Genomic DNA, 17,346 nt, shown 5'->3' with positions numbered 1-17,346 from the left:
AGTGCAGCCTTCCAAACGCTTCTCACTCATGGTGCACCTCACGTCAGCACGAGGTCGACGAGAACCGGCGCGGCAAGGTCATGGTGATCACCAGCCGTAGCGCCGCAGGCCGGACTCCAGGACCTCGACGAGCTTCTGGCCCGACAGGAACGAGTCGGGGGTCGAGCGTCCGGTGACGAACGGGTAGTCCACGATGACCGAGGTCTCCTTGCCGACGTTGCCGTGGTAGCGGCCGTCGGGACCGGTGGCGTCGCGGAGGATGTACTCCAGCGGGTACGGCGGCGGGCCCATGTTGAAGTCCACGCCGACGAAGCCGGTGCCGTCCTTGTAGTCGTACTCCTTGCAGTGGCCGGTGACGTGCTTGCCCCACAGGATGCTCTGGCGGGTCTCCCAGTCACGGGCGAAGGCCAGGCAGGCGACGCCGTAGCACTCGGCGAGGATGGGCTTGCCGGCCCGCAGGAAGGCGAGGATCAGCTCGTGCAGCCGGCCGTTGTTCGCCAGGTCGGCGATCGGGCCGCTCCCGCCGACGATGGTCAGCGCGTCGTACTGCTTGACGTCCTCGTCCAGCCGGGCGATGTCCCGGTAGTAGGCCTCGATCTTGCGGATGAAGTTCTGCTCGCTGAAGTACGGCCGGTCCGGGATCCACTCGGCGAGGCTGAGCGGGGCGTCCAGGCGGTCGGACTCGTCCAGCAGCCGGGCGGCCACGGCGACCTCGGGCGTGGTGACCGACCGTCCGAGAGGCGGGTCGATGTACCCGGGGTCGAGGCTCGGGGGCAGGGCCCGCGGGCGCTTGCCCGTGGGCGTGGCGAAGACGCTCTGATATCCACGTTCATCGAAAGTGGTCAGCGGCCCCAGGAGTTCCTCTCCCCAGTACCCGTACTCGGAGAGAATGATAAGGATATTGCGCGGCATCGATGGCTCCTGTCGATCGACAATCGTCCGCGACGGGATTCAAACAAATTTGCATATTTCACTACAAGGCCGCTCGACCGAGCGGGACTCACTTCCTGAAGTCGGATTATTTCGTCAAGTCGTCATAGTCAGCGCGCGAATCAGCCGGTACTTCGTCATGTGCCAGAACCCGGGCACCGAAATGCGAGTTAAAGTGACGTGGCCCGGCCAATCATGGCCCGCCGTCGCGCGCGCGGAAACGCCAAGCCCCACTCTGCCTCCAGCGATCGGAGACGCCCTGATGCCTGAGCCGCACCGCCCGGTCGTGCTCGCCGTGGACGACGACCCCCACGTGCTCAGAGCCATACGTCGTGACCTCATCCGGGCCTACCAGGGCCGCTATCGGGTCCTCACCTCCGGATCGGGCGCCGAGGCGATCCAGATCCTCGACTCCCTGATCAACCGCAACGAGGAACCCGCGCTCGTCCTCTCCGACCAGCGCATGCCGGAGCTGACCGGCATCGAACTGCTCGCCGCCGCCGCGGACCGCTTCCCCTCGGCGCGCCGGGTGCTCCTGACGGCGTACGCCGACACCAGCGTCGCCATCGCCGCCATCAACGAGGTCCGGCTCGACCACTACCTCATCAAGCCGTGGGACCCTCCCGAGGAACGGCTCTACCCCGTGCTCGACGAGCTGCTGGCCGACTGGCAGTCGAGCTACGAGCCGCCCTACGGCGGCATCACCGTCACCGGCCTGCCCTTCGCGCCCGCCACCCATCGCGTGCGCGACTTCCTCACCCGGCACCGCCAGCCCTTCAAGTTCCAGGACGCCACCGAGTCCGGCGAGGACATCCCGGCGGCCGAGCTGCCCGTGGTCACGCTGCCCGACGGCAGGCGGCTCGCCGCCCCGGCCACCGGGCAGCTCGCGACCGCGCTCGGCCTCGCCATGGAGGTGAAGCACCCGCACTACGACGTCGCCATCGTCGGCGCGGGGCCCGCCGGGCTCGCCGCGGCCGTCTACACCGCCTCGGAAGGGCTGTCCACGCTGCTCGTGGAGGCGTACGTCCCCGGCGGCCAGGCGGGCTCCTCCAGCAGGATCGAGAACTACCTGGGGTTCCCGTCGGGCATCTCCGGCGTCGAGCTGACCAGCAGAGCCGTGTCGCAGGCCCGCCGGTTCGGGGTGGACCTGCTCGCGCCCATGGAGGCCGTGCGCCTGCGGCGCGCGGGGCGCGCGGTGATCCTCGACCTGGCCGACGGCAAGGAGATCAGCGCGGGAACCGTCCTGCTGTGCCCCGGGCTGTCCTACAGCAGGTTCGACGCCGAGGGGGCCGCCCGCTTCGAGGGCGCCGGCATCTACTACGGCGCCACCCTCTCGGAGACTACGCTGTGCACCGGGCAGCACGTCTGGATCGTCGGCGGGGCCAACTCCGCCGGCCAGGCGGCGCTGCACTTCTCCCGGCACGCCCGGCACGTGACGATGCTCGTGCGCGCGGAGAACCTGGAGTCGCGCATGTCGCAGTACCTGATCGACGAGATCAACCGCGCGCCGAACATCGACGTGCGGACGCGCACGATCCTGGTCGCCGCGGACGGCGACGACCGGCTCGAACACATCACGCTGCGAAATCTCGACACCGGTGAGGAGGTGACCGAGGACGCCGAGTACGTCTTCACGTTCATCGGCGCCCGGCCGCGCACCGAATGGCTCGACGGCGCCGTGGCCCGCGACCCGCACGGCTTCCTGGTCACCGGCCAGGACCTCGGGCCCAGGAAGACGATCGGCGGCTGGGACCTGCCCCGCGAGCCGCTGCCGCTGGAGACCAGCATGCCCGGGGTCTTCGTGGCCGGCGACGCCCGGTCCAAGTCCATCAAGCGCATCGCCTCAAGCGTCGGCGAGGGCGCGATGGCCGTCGCGATGATCCACCGCTACCGGGCCGAGAGCTGACGCCTCGTCAGCGGTAGCCGCACGAGGAACCGCGTGTCCCCCGGCACGGACGTCACGTCGATCGTGCCGCCGTGCCGGTGGGACACGATGTACCGGCTCAGGTGCAGGCCGAGGCCGGTGCCGTGGCCGGTGTCCTTGGTGGTGAAGAACGGCTGGAACAACAGCGACAGCACGCCCTGCGGGATGCCGGGCCCGCTGTCCCTGATCTCCACCAGCGCGTGGTGCCCCTCGACCTTGGTGCCGATCCGCAGCTCGCCGATGCCCTCCATCGCGTCCACCGCGTTGTCGATGAGGTTGGTCCACACCTGGTTCAGCTCGCTCGGATACGCCGTGACCAGCGGGACGTCACCGTAGTGCCGCCGCACCCGCACGCCGCTGAGCCGGGGCGCGAGCATCGCCAGCGTCGCCTCCAGGCCCTCCCACAGGTCCACGTCCCGCACGGGGGCGCGGTCCAGGTTGGTGTACGCCTTGGTGGTGTCCACGAGCGCCTCGATGCGGCGCCCGGCCTCGGCGACGTCCTCGACCATCGTCCTGGCCTGCACGATCAGGCCGAGGCAGCCGATCGCGGGCTCCAGCGCCTCCGGGCGCACGCCGGCGGCGATCTCGTCGAGCGTCTCGATGCCGAGTCCGCGGTCGACCAGCGCCGTGCCGACGTCCTGGTAGCGCTCGATGTCGTGCGCGAAGAGCCACTCCATCACCTCGTCGGCGAGCTCGGCGGCCTCCAGCACGTCCAGGGGCCGCCCGGGCGCGGCGCCGGAGTGCAGGCTCTCGCAGACGCGGGTGATCAGCCGCCGCTCCGCGGCCGTCGCCACCCGCCCCCAGCGCATGGCGGCCTCCGTCAGCTCGCCCACCGTGCCGCGCAGCTCGCCGGCGGCCCGCACCATCGCGGCCGTCGGGTTGTTCAGCTCGTGCGCGAGCCCGGCCGCGAGCGTGCCGAGGCCCTCCAGCATCCGGTTGCGCCCGGCCTCGAGCTCCACCGTCCGGATGCGCCAGGCGAGCACGGGCAGCAGCACCCGGCTCACCTCCGGGCAGCGGGTGAGCATGTCGAGGAACGTCCCCTTGTCGTAGGCCATCAGCTCGGTGCCGCCCGCGGAGATCGCGGTGGCGATGTAGCCGCTGTCGGTGAGCAGCGGAAGCTCGCCGGTGAACTGGTGCGCCGCGCGCCGCTTGCCGTCGTACTGCACGAGCAGCGGCTCGGGGGTCGACTCGGCGATGTGCTTGGTGAGCACGTGCTCTTGGCCGCCGAACACCTTGGTGAACAGCAGCTCGCCGCCGAGCAGGACGTAGAAGTGGCCGGCCGGTTCGTTCTCGTGGAAGAGCACGTCCCCGTCTGCCAGCTCCTGGTGCGTGCCGACCGTGGCGAGCCAGCCGAGCTGGTCGTCGGACAGCTCGGCGAAGAGCTCGATCTCCTTGAGCCGGGCGGCCAGGCCCGGCGGACGCTCAGCCATGGGATCGCGCCCGGGCGTGCGCGGGCTCGGCGTCGAGGCCGCGCAGGAGCCGGTAGCCGTGCGCGGCGGAGACCAGCGTGACGTGGTGGTGCCAGCCGCGGAAGGAGCGGCCCTCGAAGTGCCGCAGTCCCGACTCGGCGTCCATCAGCGCGAGCTGGGCGGCCGCGCGCCGCCGCAGCTCGATCATGCCGGCGATCTCCGGCAGCCGCGTCTCGCCGAAATCGGTGAGCCAGATCGCCTTGGGGCCGTTCCTGCCCTGCGCCCATTCGACGGTCATGGACCGCTTGGCGGGGTGCCTCGGCCGCGGGACGGCCAGCGTGCCCGGCACCTCCAGCGGGACGGTCATGAGATGGGACCGCAGGCCCCGGTCACGGCGCGGGCCGCTGAGCGTCGTGCCGTTCGCGGGCGTCCCGCCGGCGGCCTCGCCGAACCCCCATCCCGCCATGCGGCCCCGCAGCAGCGCGCTCTCGCCGACCCTGGCCACGTAGCTCAGCCCGCGGTCCTCCAGCCCGCGCAGCAGCGGCTCCACCCTCGGCGTCGCCCGCGCGTCCACCACGACGGGCGCGGGAGGCAGGCCCCAGTCGAGGACCATCTCGTCGATCGCCTCCAAAAGGTGTTCCCATCGTGACCGGTACCGCTCGTGCGCGGGTATCCGGGTCCTCGCCCGCCGCGCCGGATCGTCGTCCCAGCTCCTCGGCAGCAGCAGCCGCCAGTTCACCGGGCATCCCCCGTGCTCGCCGACCAGCATGATCGCGAGCCCGAGCTGGCAGTTGATCAGCCGGCCCGCGGAGTGGGCGAACTGCCGCGCCACGCCCACCGAGTTGGCGCCGTTCTTGGGGAAGGCGACCTCCTCGACGACCCACGCCTTCGCGCGGAAGGCCGCGGCCATATGGCCGGCGAGCCTTTTCCGCACGGGCTGCCAGTCCCACGGACTCTGATTGACGAACTGCTGCAGGCACTGGTCCACCGGACGGCCCACCACCTGATCGGAGATCCGGCGTATGGATTTCCTGCCCGGAACGGTCAGCAGCCCTTGCAGATAAACGTCTCCCCAGCGTCGCTGGTCCGCCCGCGCGAATGACGAGAAAAGGTCTTCGCAGAACGGAGACCACCACGCGTCGCGAACCATGAATTCGGTTTTCTCCACCATCCGAGCACCCCCACGGAAATGGCCGGCCGTCCCCTGCGCGCCGGTTTCCCCCGGATGGTGGCTGCCGGGCGAAGTGGACGGGTTCCGCGCCCGCGCGGGGAAGGCCGGCGTTGGAACCGGCGCCACCGGTCGCGCCCTTGGCCAGGTCAGGCGCGCCGGAGGCGTTCGAGCGTGCGGCCGCGCGGGCCGCCGCCGTGGCCTCGCCTCACACGCGCGACCACAGGCGCAGATCAGCCTCGTCCCGCTCCTCCAGGCGGCGCAGCAGGCGGTAGGCGAAGGCGACCGAGACCAGCGTGACGTGGTGGTGCCAGCCCCGGAACGAGCGGCCCTCGAAGTGCCGCAGGCCGAAGCCGTCCGCCAGCGTCGCCAGGTCCTGGTCGGCGCGGTGACCGAGCCTCAGCAGGCCGATCAGGTCGAGCAGGCGAGAGCCGCTGAGGTTGGTGAGCCAGATCGCGCGCAGGTCGGGCTGGCTGACGGGCCACTCCGCGAGCACGCGCCGTGCCCCCCGGTACGGCCCTCCCTGACCCATGTCGTACAGGCCCGCCAGCTCGGTCAGGGGCAGCGCCACGAACCTCGACGTGGTCGCGTTCATGTCGTCCCTGCGGCTCAGCATGACGGCGTCGTGCCTGGCCCGCTGCGCGACCAGCTCGCCGAGGGTGGCCGACCAGCGGGCGCGCGGCCCGACGGAGACGCGGGTGCCCTCGGTGACCTGGACCACGTAACGCAGGCCGCGCTCCTCCAGGCCGCTCAGCAGCGGTTCGACCTGGGCGGTGTGGCAGGCGTCCACCAGGATGGGCGCCGGGCTCAGCCCCCAGGAGCCGATCATCTCGTCCACGGCGTCCAGCAGCAGGTCCCAGCGCGACCGGTGCCGCTCGGCGGGGGGCAGGTGGGCACGGTTGCGGCGGGCCGGGTCCTCGTCCCAGCTCCTCGGCAGCAGCAGCCGCCAGTTGACCGGGGACGCCCCCGAGTCGCCCGCGAGGAACACCGCCAGCCCCATCTGGCAGTTGATCATCCGGCCGATGGAGTGCGCGTACTGTTTGTCCACACCCACCGAGCTGGACCCGTTCTTCGGCATCACGACTTCCCTGACCACCCACGCCTTCGGCTGGACGGCGGGCATCGCGTGCTCGACGAGACGGCGCCGTACGGGCACCCAGTCCCACGGGCTCTGGTTGACGAACTGCTGCAGGCACTGCTCGGCCTCCCAGCCGACGACCTGCTCCGCCATCCGCCGGATGGACTTCCTCCCCGACACCGACAGCAACCCCCGGACGTAGACCTCGCCCCAGCGACGCTGGTCCGACCTGGTGAAGGACGCGAAGAGGTCACGGCACAAAGACGCCAGCTCCACAGTGTGGGCCGGCGATGGCTCCCTACTCGACATGACAGTGGCTGTGGTCATTGCGTACACCCCCATCCGCTTCGCAGCGCGTTCGTGTCAAGCCTGTTGCAGCGGGACAGGGGGGGACAGAGCCTGTTAATGGTGGCACTCTCGATGCCACTTGAGGCATGACTCATCCATGACCAGGCCGGTATGACGCTGGACCGCGCGGGGGAACCGTTCGCGTCATCCCCCTATGCCCGGGAGCGACGGAAAGCAACCCCTGTTTCGACGGGCCCGGCGGCCGGGGTCCTGCGGCGGCCGGCGAGGGCCGAGACGGCGAGCGCGGCCACGGCGAGGACCTCGCAGGCCGCGGCGGCGAGGGCGAGCCGGCCCGGGCCCGCGGCGAGCATGAGCCCGCCGATGACCCCGGCCACGGCCTGCCCGGTGTAGAGGGCGGAGGCGTTCAGGGACAGCGCGATCGTGCCCTGCGGACCGGCGGCGGTGAGCAGACGCTGCTGCTGGGAGGGGTTGAACAGCCATCCGATCATCGACCACACGCCGACGAGCACGGCGAGCGTCACCACCGCGCCCGTGCCGGAGAGCCCGAGCCCGGCGAACACCGACAGGCCGGTGTAGACGACGGCCAGCCCGACGATGGAGAGCAGCGCGACGCGCGTGGGCGAGGTGCGGTCGATGAGCACGCCCGCCGTGAGGTTGGAGACCACCGCCACCAGGCCGAAGATCAGGTAGACCACGGTGAGCGCTCCCCCGGCGATGCCCGCGCTCTGGCCGGCGAACCACGCCAGGTAGGCGTAGAGCGTGAAGATGCCGCAGACGGCCAGGGACGTGCCGAGCAGCGTGGCCGGGACGCCGGGCAGCGTCGCGACGGCGAGCCGCTGGCGCAGCGACGCGACGCCGGGGGACGGCAGCGGGTCCAGCGCGCGGTGCAGCCCGACGTAGGCCACCACGCCGAGGACCGCCACGAACACGAAGGTCACGCGCCACTGGAAGGCCTGGCCGATCAGCGTGCCGAGCGGCACCCCGAGCGCGTTGGCGACGGTGAGGCCCGCGGCGACGGCGGCGAGGGCGCGCCCGCGCTCGGAGGGGGCGGCGAGCGTGGCGGCGACGCTCACCGCGACCGGCGTGTACATGGCGCCGCCGATCGCCGCGGCCACCCGGGCCAGGATCATCACGGTGAAGTTGGGCGCCACGGCGGCCAGCACATTCGCGGCGACGAACACGGCGAGGCTCAGTAAGAGCAGTTGTCTGCGGCACATATTCCCGGTCACCACCGCCAGCACGGGGGCCGACAGCGCGTACACGCCGGAGAACACGGTGATGAGCAGTCCCGCCGTCCCCAGGGAAACGCCGAGCTCGCGTCCGACCTCGTTCAGCACGCCGCTGATCACGAAGGCGTCGGTGCCAAGGGCGAAGGTGCCGAGGGACAGCAGAAGGACCGGATGACGTGCCGCGCCTCCCGGCAGCACGGTCGCGATCGATCGAGCTCGCATGGGCGGAGGTCCCTCTCGTTAACGGGCATTCACCTACCAGGCGAGGCTATGGCGGCGTCTATCCGGCGGAGAACGGGATTCATGGAAACACAGGGCACTGTGTCAAGTCCCGACACGGCACTACGTGCATTTATCCGAGTGCGGTTCTGGTTTTCGGCCGATCGACCCTAACGCACAATTCCGACTTAATAATTAAAATCCGTTACTATTCAAGGGAGTGGCACAATGCCAGCCAATCAGTCCGCGCTGGACGCGGAGACCGCGGAGTTCGCGCGGCAGTGGTTCGACCGGCTGAGCGCCCACGAGCCGGTCGAGAGGCTGCTTCCCCTCGTCGTCGACCGGGACCTCGAAATGGCCTTCCCGGAGCGCACGCTGCGCGACCACGAAGACTTCCGGGACTGGTACGCCGTCGTCGGCGAGTCCTTCACCGATCAGGACCACGTCGTCGAGCGGCTCGCCGCCCGCGACGACGGGGACACCGTCCACGTCGACGTCCAGGTCGTGTGGACGGCCACCCAGACCTCCGACGGAAGCCGCAGCAGCTTCCGTGTCACCCAGGAGTGGGAGCTGGCGAAGACGCCGGACGGCCTGGCCATCGTCAAGTACCACGTCGGCGCGCTCAACCCGCTGTCGCCGGCGGAGAAGTGAGGTAGTGAACGTGAGCGAGACCTACGACTACATCGTGGTGGGCGCGGGCGCGTCCGGCTCGGTGATCGCCAACAGGCTCAGCGAGCTGGAGAACGCGACGGTGCTCCTGCTGGAGGCCGGCGCGGACACGATCCCCGACACCGTCGACATTCCATACCGGTGGGCCGAGCACCACTTCACCCCGATCGACTGGGTGTACTGGACGGCCGAGCAGGCCGCCCTCGGCGGGCGCAAGGTCTACCTCGCCGCCGGCAAGGGCATCGGCGGGTCCGGCAACCTCTACCACATGATCCACCTGCGGGGTCAGGCGCTGGACTACGACAACTGGGCGTACCACGGGGCCACCGGATGGTCCTGGCAGGACGTGCTGCCGTACTTCCAGAAGCTGGAGTCCCAGGAGGACGACACCAACCCGACGGCCGGGCACGGCGGGCCCGTCAACGTCATCAACGCCGGCAGGCACCAGCCGAACCCGCTGTCGCAGACCTTCCTGGACGCCTGCGCCGAGCTCGGGCACCCCTCCACGCCCGACTTCAACGCCCAGCTCACCGGCGCCGGCTGGCACCACCTGGACATCAAGGACGGCAAGCGGTTCGGCGTCCGGCAGGCGTACCTGCTGCCGGCGCTCGGACGGCCCAACCTGACCCTCAGCGCCGACTCCCGCGCCACGAAGCTGATCTTCGAGGGCGACCGGGTCGCCGGCGTCGAGTACGTGCGCGCCGGCGAGACCCGCCAGGCCCGCGCCGGCTCGGAGGTCATCCTCTGCGCCAACGGCCTGGAGACGCCCAAGCTGCTGATGCTCTCCGGCATCGGGCAGGAGAGCCACCTCAGGCGGTTCGGCATCGACGTCCGCCTGAACCTCCCCGGCGTCGGCGAGAACTACCACGACCACGTCCTCATCGTGGCGCCGGTCAACATGACCGACCGGGCGGCGCCCGAGCCCACGATGAACATGTCCGAGGTGTGCCTGTTCGCCAACACGGGCGGCTGGGCGGTCCCCGACGTGCAGATCGGCTTCATCCACAGGGCGCAGTTCCAGCCCGAGCCGCACCCCCAGCTCGTCACCATGCTGCCCGGCCTCGTCCGCCCGCTGGCCCGCGGCACGCTGCGCCTGGCCAGCGCCGACCCGCTGGAGGCGCCACTCGCCGACCCCCGCTACCTGTCGCACCCCTCCGACCGCGAGCGCATGGTCGACGCGTTCGAGATGGCCCGCGACCTGTTCCGCACCCGCGCGTTCGCCGACTGGGGCGTCAAGGAGGTCACCCCGGGCGACGGCGTCTCCAGCCGGGAGGACGTCACCGAGTTCGTCAAGCAGAACCTCGGCTCGTACTACCACTACGTCGGCGCGTGCAAGATGGGCGTCGACGAGCTGGCCGTGGTGGACCCGCGCCTGCGCGTCCACGGCGTCGAGGGGCTCCGCATCGCCGACGCCTCGGTGATGCCCGAGGTCACCACCGGCAACTGCCACACCGCCGTGGTCATGGTCGCCGAGCGTGCCGCCGACTTCATCAAGCAGGACGCCGCCTCATGAGCGCCGGTTCCTACGACTTCATCGTCGTGGGCGCCGGATCCGCGGGCGCCGCCCTCGCCAACCGGCTGGTCACCGGAAGCGACGCGACGGTCCTGCTGATCGAGGCGGGCCCTCGCGACAGCCGGCGCGAGATCCACGACGAGAAGGTGCCCTCCACGGTCTCCCTGTGGAGCCCGAGCGAGATCGACTGGGGGTACGTCACCGCTCCCCAGCCGGCGCTGCACGGCCGCACGGTGCCCATCGCGCGCGGCAAGGTGTGGGGCGGCTCCAGCTCGGTCAACGCCATGCTGTACGTGCGGGGCCACCGCATGGACTACGACAACTGGGCCGCGCTGGGCAACCACGGCTGGGGCTACCGCGACGTGCTCCCGTACTTCAAGAGGCTGGAGGACTTCGAGGGCGGGGAGTCGGAGTACCGGGGCACGGGCGGGCCGATCGGCGTCCTCTACCACGCCGACCCGAGCCCCGTCTCGACCAGGCTCTTCGCCGCGGGCGGCGAGGTCGGGCTCAAGGACCAGGGGCCGAGGTTCGACTACAACGCGGGCGAGCAGGAAGAGACGGTCTTCTACTACCAGACCAGCAAGACCCGCGACCACCACAGGTCGAGCACCGCCACCGGCTACCTGCACCCCCTGCTGGAGAACCCCGGGCTGACCATCGCGAGCGAGGCGCTGGCGAGCCGGATCCTGATCAGGAACGAGCGGGCCGTCGGCGTGGAGTACGTGGCGGACGGCGCCGCCCACCAGGCGTACGCGAGCACCGAGGTGATCGTCTGCGGCGGGGCGTTCAACTCCCCGCACCTGCTGATGCTGTCGGGCATCGGCCCGGCCGACGAGCTGCGCGGGCACGGGATCGACGTCGTGGCCGACCTGCCCGGGGTCGGGCGGAACCTCCAGGACCACATGGTCGTCGGGGTCTGCTACCTGGCCAGGGAAGAACACCCGTTCGTCCCGACGCTGATCGCCGAGACCGGGTTCTTCACCCGCACCAGCGCGACGCCGGCCGACCGGCCGCCGGACCTGCAGATGGCGTTCGGCAGCATCAAGTTCGTCTCCCCCGCCTACGACCGCGAGGGGCCGGGCTTCACGTTCGCGCCGATCATCATCCAGCCGCGCAGCACGGGGTCGGTGACGCTGCGGTCCGCGGACCCGTCCGAGCTGCCGATCGTGCAGCCGAACTACCTCAGCGACCCGGCCGACGTCGAGTGCTTCCTCGAGGCCATCGAGCTGTCCCGGGCGCTCGCCGCGACCAGCGCGATCTCGGGCCTGGTCAAGGAGGAGATCGCACCGGGGCCCACGGTCACCGGGCGCGCCGAGCTGACCGAGTACGTGCGGGAGAACGCCGGAACGCTCTGGCACCCCACCGGGACCTGCCGCATGGGCGAGGACGGGGAGTCCGTCGTGGACGACCGCCTGCGCGTCCACGGCGTGGAGGGGCTGCGGGTCGCCGACGCCTCGATCATGCCGCAGATCGTGGCGGGCAACACCAACGCGCCGTGCATCATGATCGGCGAGAAGGCCGCCGACCTGCTGCTCGGCAGGACGGAGTCACCATGAGCGAGCAGCTCTACCAGCGCTTCGCGCAGCTCTTCAACGCACGCGAGCTGGACGGGCTCGGCGAGGTGATGACCGAGGACTTCGTCGACCACCACCCCGGGCTCGTCGACGTCGCGGGACTGTCGATCTACCAGGGGAACCTCGGCGCGGTCATCGAGGCCCTGCAGATGGTCGCCCACCCGGAGGAGGTCGTGAGCGCCGGGGACCGGGTCTTCACCCGGATCCGCCTCACCGGCCGGCACGTCGGCCCCTTCCTCGGCGTCGCCCCCACCGGCAACGCTCTGGAGTGGTACACCCACGAGCTCTGGCGCGTGGAGGACGGCCGCTTCGCCGAGCGCTGGGCCGTCGACGACCTCGTCACCCTGTTCCGGCAGATCGACGTCCCGCTTCCCACCTGGGTGCAGGACAGCGCCCCCGTCTCCTGAAGGGGAAACCACACGTGGACACCAGAGAAGTGATCACGCGCTACTACGAGCTCGCCAACGCCGGCGAGTGGGACGCCTGGTGCGACCTGTTCGCCGAGAACCAGGTGATGGACGAGCAGCTCTCCGGGCACGTCGAAGGCCGGGAGACCCTGCGCGGCATGATGAAGGGATTCCCGGAGACCTACGCGCGGTTCGCGAACGTCCCCGCCCACGTCGTCGTGGAGGGCGAGCAGGCGGCCGTGGTCTCGCGCATCTCCGCCGTCACGGTCGGCGGCGAGTCGATCGAGGCCGGAGTGTGCAACTACTTCGTCGTCACCGACGGGCTCATCTCGTACATGTCCAACTTCCACGACAGCGTGCCGTTCGCGCCCATCCTCGGTAAGTGAGGCGGTACGGATGCCCGACAGCCCGCGCTGGTCGCACGTCGGCCTGAACTGCCGCGACCAGAAGGCCACCGAGGAGTTCTACACCCGCTATTTCGGCTTCAGGAGAGCGAGGGTCGCGGAGGCGGACGGCACGCGGGTCATCTTCCTGCGGCGAGGCGAGGCCCTGCTCGAACTGTTCCCCACCACCGCCGCCCCCGCCCCCGAGCCCACCGATGACGGCCCCGCCGCCCCCGGCGTCGCCCGCCACCTCGCCTTCCAGGTGGACGACGTGGACGCCTTCCTCAACGAGGCCGGCGACGACGCCCACATCACCCTCGGCCCCCTGAGGTTCGACGAGTACATCCCCGGCTGGAAGACCGTATGGGTCCGCGACCCCGACGGCGTCATCATCGAGATCAGCCAGGGCTACGTCGACCAAACCCCCGAAGAACTGGCCAACTACGCCTGACCCACCCCGGGGCGCCCTCACCATCCGAGGGCGCCCCTTGGCGTTCGCCTTCCCCCTGAAAAGTGACGCCCGCCACAGCACCGAACACCATATGTAACACTGTTCACAGCTATTTCCGGCACGTCCTCCGGACATCAATGCGGATGTCCCTCATACGGCGTCTTCCACCACAACGCATTCCTATCTCCTCGCATTATGGCCGGAAACGGCATCGGTTCCACGCTTGACGGGAGTTCGGCTCCGGGCAAGCATGGTGGAAACATGTACGATCATTCACGCGCGAATCCACGATTCCATCGACGACGATCGAACGAATGTGGCTAAGGGTGTTCTCGACGTGATTCTGGGCCATGAATGAACGCCGAGTCCCGCGGGGAGGACCGGAAGATCGCGGCACAGGTCAACGAGCTGAGCGGCACGGTGCACGGCCCGGCCGTCCAGGCACGTGACGTCCACGGCGACATCCACCTGCACCACGCCACCACCCCTCTGCCCAAGCCGAACCAGCTCCCCGCCACCGGCGTCCTGGTCGGCAGGACCACCGCGCTGTCCCGGCTGGACGCCATCCGTACCCGGCTGGAGGAGAACGGCGTCCCCGCCGTGGCGGTGGTGAGCGGGCCCGCCGGAGTCGGCAAGTCCGCGGTGGCCCTGCACTGGGCGCACCGCGAACGGGCCGCGTTCCCCGACGGCCGGCTCTTCGCCGACCTGCAAGGGCACGCAGCCGACGATCCCGTACACCCGGCCGAGGTCCTCGGCCGCTTCATCCGCGCCTTCGGGATCGCGCCGGAGCGGATCCCGGGCGGGCTCGCGGAACGCTCCGCGCTCTACCAGTCCCTGGTGAGCGAGCGCCGGCTGCTCGTGGTCCTGGACGACGCCGTCTCCGCCGCGCAGGTGAGCCCGTTGCTCCCGGCCTCGGCCGGCAGCGTCGCGGTGGTGACGAGCCGGTTACGGCTCGGCGGCCTCCTCGCGCGCGGAGCCCAGGCCGTGCGGCTCGACCGGCTCGGCGCCGACGCCGCGCTGGAACTGCTGGAGAAGACCGTGGGCGACGATCGCGTGCGCGCCCAGCCGGGCGCCGCGCGCGAGCTCGTGAAGCTGTGCGCCGGGCTGCCGCTCGCCCTGTGCGTCGCCGCCGCCCGGCTGGCCACCCGGCCGAACCGGCCGCTGACGGACATGGTGGAGGCTCTCACCAACGAGCGGCAGCGCCTCAGCGCGCTGTCGGTGGAGGACGACATGACGATCCGCGCGGCCCTGATGCTGTCGTACGAGGGGCTTGCCCCGTCCGAGGCCGCCCGGGTCTACCGGCTGCTCGGGCTCTTCCCCGGCACGCCCATCGACGCGCGGGCCGCCGCGGCGATGGCGAACCTGCCGAGGGCCGAGGTCCGGCGACTGCTCGACGTGCTGCTCGACGCCAACCTGCTCGACGACGCGCCGGGCGGCGCCGTCCGCCTGCACGAGCTGACCCGGCTGCACGCCCGTGAGATGGCCGAGGAGCACGACACGGAAGCCGACCGCGCCGAGGCGGTGCGACGGGTGCTGGACTGGTACCTGGACACCGCGGCGGCGGCGAGCCGGACGGTGATGCCCTACCGCCGCGTCGCCTACGACGCGATCGTCCACGTCCCCGCCGAGCCCGTCGCGTTCGACGGCTCCGCGGCCGCGCTCGACTGGCTGGAGCGGGAGCTCCCCAACCTCAGGACCGCCGTGCGGACCGCGAACGAGAGGGGCCTGTTCCCCACCGCGTGGCAGCTCGTCGAGGCCCTGTGGCCGCTGTTCCTCTACCGGGGCCTCCACGCGGAACGGCTGGAGATCGACCAGATGGGGCTGGCCGCGGCCCGCGACGGCGCGAACCCTCGCGCGGAGGCGAAGATGCTGAACCGGACCGGCCTGGCCCTGCGGGCTCTGGGCCGGCTCGACGAGGCGGCGGTCCACTTTCGCGGTGCCGTGGACATCTGGCGCCGTGAGGGGGACGCCCAGCGGATCGCCGGCGGCCACCGCAGGCTCGGCCTGGTCGAACTGGACCGTGGCCGGGTCGCCGAGGCCGTCGCCCTCTTCGAGGAGGCCCTCGACGGCTACCGCCGGACGGGTGAGCAGCGGCGGGCCGCGCGCACCCTCGCAGACCTCGGGGACGCGCTGACCCGCCAGGGCCGGACGCGGGAGGCCGTCGCGCGCCTGACGGAGGCGCGGCGGCTCCTCGCGCCCGAACCCGACCCCTACAACCAGGCAAGGGTGCTCATCCTGCTGGGCAGGGCCCGCGCGGGCGAGCCGGAGGCGGCCGGCCTGCTGGAGGAGGGTCTGAGCGAGATGCGGCGCATCGGCTCGGACGCGGGCGAGGCCCTGGCGCTGGAGGCGCTCGGAGACCTGGCCGCCCGTGAGCGGCGCCTCGAAGACGCGCGGGCCCACTACGAGGAGGCATTGCGCCTGCTCTCCGCGCGCGGCGCGGACGTCGGGCCGGTGAAGGAGCGGCTGGTGCGGCTCGGCGAGAGCTGACCGTCCCAGCGGCCGACGGTCGTCGGCGGCGCGTGCGCCTCACCGAGTCGCGACAGCTCCCCGCAGGTCAACGACGCCGCCGCCGGCGCCTGGTGTCCGATCTTCCATCCCGCGTGGACGACCGCCGCCCGCAGCGCGCGCACGGGGTCGCCCGTGGCGCGCCACACGTGCAGGAAGCCGGAGAAGAGCGCGTCGCCCGCGCCCGAGGTGTTGACGACCCCGCGCGGGGCGACGGCCTCGACCCTGATCAGGGAGCCGTCTCGGGTGCCCGCGAGCGCTCCCCGGGCTCCGAGCCCCACGCCGACGATCCGGCAGCGCGGATAGCGTGCGAACACCTCCGCCACCCAGCGCGCGGGCGGCACCGGAAGGCACTCGTGGCTGCAGAAGACCACGTCGGCGTTCTCCAACCACGGCCGGTTGTAGGCGTCGGCGACGTCCGAGATCAGATGCACGTCCACCGCGATGGGAACGCCGAGCCGGCCGGCGCGAGGCACCAGCTCGCGGACGAACCGGGCGTTCGTCAGGACCAGCAGGTCGGCCCCCTCCGCCTGGGACGCGAGGACGTCCCACGGGTAGACGACCGGGTTCACCGGCGCCAGGTGCGGGAACCCCATGCGCCGTCCGTCCGGCGCGACCAGCACCAGGCCGGTGGACGACTCCGGCCCGGGGACGATGCCCGGCCCGAGCAGGCCCTCCCGGGCCAGTTCCGCCGCTATCGCGCCGCCGGCCAGGTCGCGGCCGACCACGCCGCACAGGCGCACTTCGTCGCCGAGGGTCTTCATGGCCCGTGCGATGTGGCCCGCCGCCCCCGACACGCCGGTGACGAGCCAGCGCGGCGACCAGGTGGGGGCGTACCGGACGGGGAACTCCCGGATGCCGGCCGACATGTACAGGCTGACGGCCCCGGCGACGACGATCCTGCCGGTCATGCGGACATCCCTCCGGTGCTCCACGGCGAGCGCCGCGCCAGCAGGATCCGCCCGCGTCCGGCCACGTGGAAGCACCCGAACCCGTTCTCCGTCCTGCCGATGTACCGGCCCACGATCACCGAGGCGGTGGCCAGGCCCTCCAGCGGCATCCGTGCCGACCACCAGCCGTGGACGAAGGAGCCGTAGACGGCCGGCCAGGGGTCCGCTCCGACCGCGAAGCCCGCGGCGCCCCTGATCGCGGCGAGCCTGCCGTCGCGCAGCCCCGCCAGACACCCGTGGCGGCCCGCGGCGACCGCGACCCCGCAGCCGGGATACCTGTCGAGCAGCCCCGGCTCCTCCGGCGAGGCGACGATCTGCGCCGCGCTCGCGTCGGTGAGCACGTCGGCGAGGGCGGGCCTGCCCTGGTTCGTACCGTCGCCCAGGCCGGCGACGACGTGCGAGTCGGCGAAGACGCGCACGCCCGGGGAGGGCTCGCACCGGCGCGGCCCTCGGGCGACGAGCATGAGGTGGGGCGCGCGGAGCGGCCCCTGCCGAGGAATGATCAGAATGCCGGGCGTGCCCGGATGCCCGTCCGGGGCCGCGCTGTCGCACGGCGCTTTGGTCAGCGTCAGCATGGGTTCGACCCGGAAGAGTCGGACGGCGACCATGTCGTCTCGCATGCCGGTTC

15 protein-coding genes are annotated in these 17,346 nt (G+C 71.4%); 8 read left to right on the top strand and 7 right to left on the bottom strand.

From position 1 onward, the window contains the following. Positions 1 to 87: 87 nt before the first annotated feature. On the bottom strand, positions 88 to 912 hold the full coding sequence (locus BJ981_RS13125) for a type 1 glutamine amidotransferase domain-containing protein (RefSeq protein WP_184611217.1): 825 nt from the start codon (positions 910 to 912) through the stop codon (positions 88 to 90). A gap of 280 nt (positions 913 to 1,192) precedes the next feature. Here BJ981_RS13125 and BJ981_RS13120 point away from each other — a divergent pair, with 280 nt between their 5' ends. After that, entirely contained in the window at positions 1,193 to 2,836 is a 1,644-nt protein-coding gene (locus BJ981_RS13120; protein WP_184611215.1) for an NAD(P)/FAD-dependent oxidoreductase, read from the top strand. On the opposite strand, the gene BJ981_RS13115 is transcribed toward BJ981_RS13120, so the two are convergent. The 4 genes from BJ981_RS13115 to BJ981_RS13100 form a co-directional block, all read right to left on the bottom strand. Beyond that, positions 2,818 to 4,284 carry an ATP-binding protein gene (locus tag BJ981_RS13115; RefSeq protein WP_184611213.1) on the bottom strand — a complete coding sequence of 489 codons (1,467 nt, stop codon included), beginning with the start codon at positions 4,282 to 4,284 and terminating at the stop codon, positions 2,818 to 2,820. The genes BJ981_RS13120 and BJ981_RS13115 overlap by 19 nt on opposite strands. Further along, on the bottom strand, positions 4,277 to 5,434 hold the full coding sequence (locus BJ981_RS13110; RefSeq protein ID WP_184611211.1) for an IS701 family transposase: 1,158 nt from the start codon (positions 5,432 to 5,434) through the stop codon (positions 4,277 to 4,279). The genes BJ981_RS13115 and BJ981_RS13110 overlap by 8 nt, the downstream gene beginning before the upstream one ends. A 205-nt stretch (positions 5,435 to 5,639) precedes the next feature. Next, on the bottom strand, positions 5,640 to 6,818 hold the full coding sequence (locus BJ981_RS13105) for an IS701 family transposase (RefSeq protein WP_184611209.1): 1,179 nt from the start codon (positions 6,816 to 6,818) through the stop codon (positions 5,640 to 5,642). A 191-nt stretch (positions 6,819 to 7,009) separates the two neighbouring features. Continuing rightward, positions 7,010 to 8,269 (bottom strand): MFS transporter, encoded by a 1,260-nt coding sequence (locus BJ981_RS13100; protein ID WP_184611207.1) that lies wholly within the window; start codon positions 8,267 to 8,269, stop codon positions 7,010 to 7,012. Between the two features lie 225 nt (positions 8,270 to 8,494). Between BJ981_RS13100 and BJ981_RS13095 the strand changes: the two genes are divergently transcribed. The 7 genes from BJ981_RS13095 to BJ981_RS13065 all read left to right on the top strand — a co-directional run bounded on the left by BJ981_RS13095 (position 8,495) and on the right by BJ981_RS13065 (position 15,750). Further along, complete coding sequence (locus BJ981_RS13095) at positions 8,495 to 8,917, top strand: nuclear transport factor 2 family protein (protein WP_184611205.1); 423 nt, start codon at positions 8,495 to 8,497, stop codon at positions 8,915 to 8,917. Between the two features lie 10 nt (positions 8,918 to 8,927). Next, complete coding sequence (locus BJ981_RS39145; protein ID WP_184611203.1) at positions 8,928 to 10,448, top strand: GMC family oxidoreductase; 1,521 nt, start codon at positions 8,928 to 8,930, stop codon at positions 10,446 to 10,448. Then, entirely contained in the window at positions 10,445 to 12,004 is a 1,560-nt protein-coding gene (locus BJ981_RS13085; RefSeq protein ID WP_184611201.1) for a GMC family oxidoreductase, read from the top strand. The genes BJ981_RS39145 and BJ981_RS13085 overlap by 4 nt, the downstream gene beginning before the upstream one ends. After that, positions 12,001 to 12,429, top strand: coding sequence for an ester cyclase (locus BJ981_RS13080; protein ID WP_184611199.1), 429 nt, complete (start codon positions 12,001 to 12,003; stop codon positions 12,427 to 12,429). Before BJ981_RS13085 ends, BJ981_RS13080 begins: the two co-directional genes overlap by 4 nt. Before the next feature lie 14 nt (positions 12,430 to 12,443). Next, complete coding sequence (locus BJ981_RS13075) at positions 12,444 to 12,815, top strand: nuclear transport factor 2 family protein (protein WP_184611197.1); 372 nt, start codon at positions 12,444 to 12,446, stop codon at positions 12,813 to 12,815. A 10-nt stretch (positions 12,816 to 12,825) separates the two neighbouring features. Then, positions 12,826 to 13,263, top strand: coding sequence for a VOC family protein (locus tag BJ981_RS13070; RefSeq protein WP_184611195.1), 438 nt, complete (start codon positions 12,826 to 12,828; stop codon positions 13,261 to 13,263). 354 nt (positions 13,264 to 13,617) lie between these two features. Continuing rightward, complete coding sequence (locus BJ981_RS13065) at positions 13,618 to 15,750, top strand: ATP-binding protein (protein ID WP_184611193.1); 2,133 nt, start codon at positions 13,618 to 13,620, stop codon at positions 15,748 to 15,750. Here the strand turns inward: BJ981_RS13065 and BJ981_RS13060 are convergent. Beyond that, a complete protein-coding gene (locus tag BJ981_RS13060; RefSeq protein WP_184611191.1) occupies positions 15,663 to 16,679 on the bottom strand; it encodes a carbohydrate kinase family protein in 1,017 nt (338 codons plus the stop codon). The genes BJ981_RS13065 and BJ981_RS13060 overlap by 88 nt on opposite strands. Beyond that, complete coding sequence (locus BJ981_RS13055; RefSeq protein ID WP_184611189.1) at positions 16,676 to 17,338, bottom strand: hypothetical protein; 663 nt, start codon at positions 17,336 to 17,338, stop codon at positions 16,676 to 16,678. Before BJ981_RS13055 ends, BJ981_RS13060 begins: the two co-directional genes overlap by 4 nt. Positions 17,339 to 17,346: the final 8 nt, after the last annotated feature.

This window comes from Sphaerisporangium krabiense, assembly GCF_014200435.1.
GTDB classification, from domain to species: Bacteria; Actinomycetota; Actinomycetes; order Streptosporangiales; family Streptosporangiaceae; genus Sphaerisporangium; species Sphaerisporangium krabiense.
Note: the sequence above shows the minus strand (reverse complement) of the source record. Positions and strands in the feature narration are given on the sequence as shown.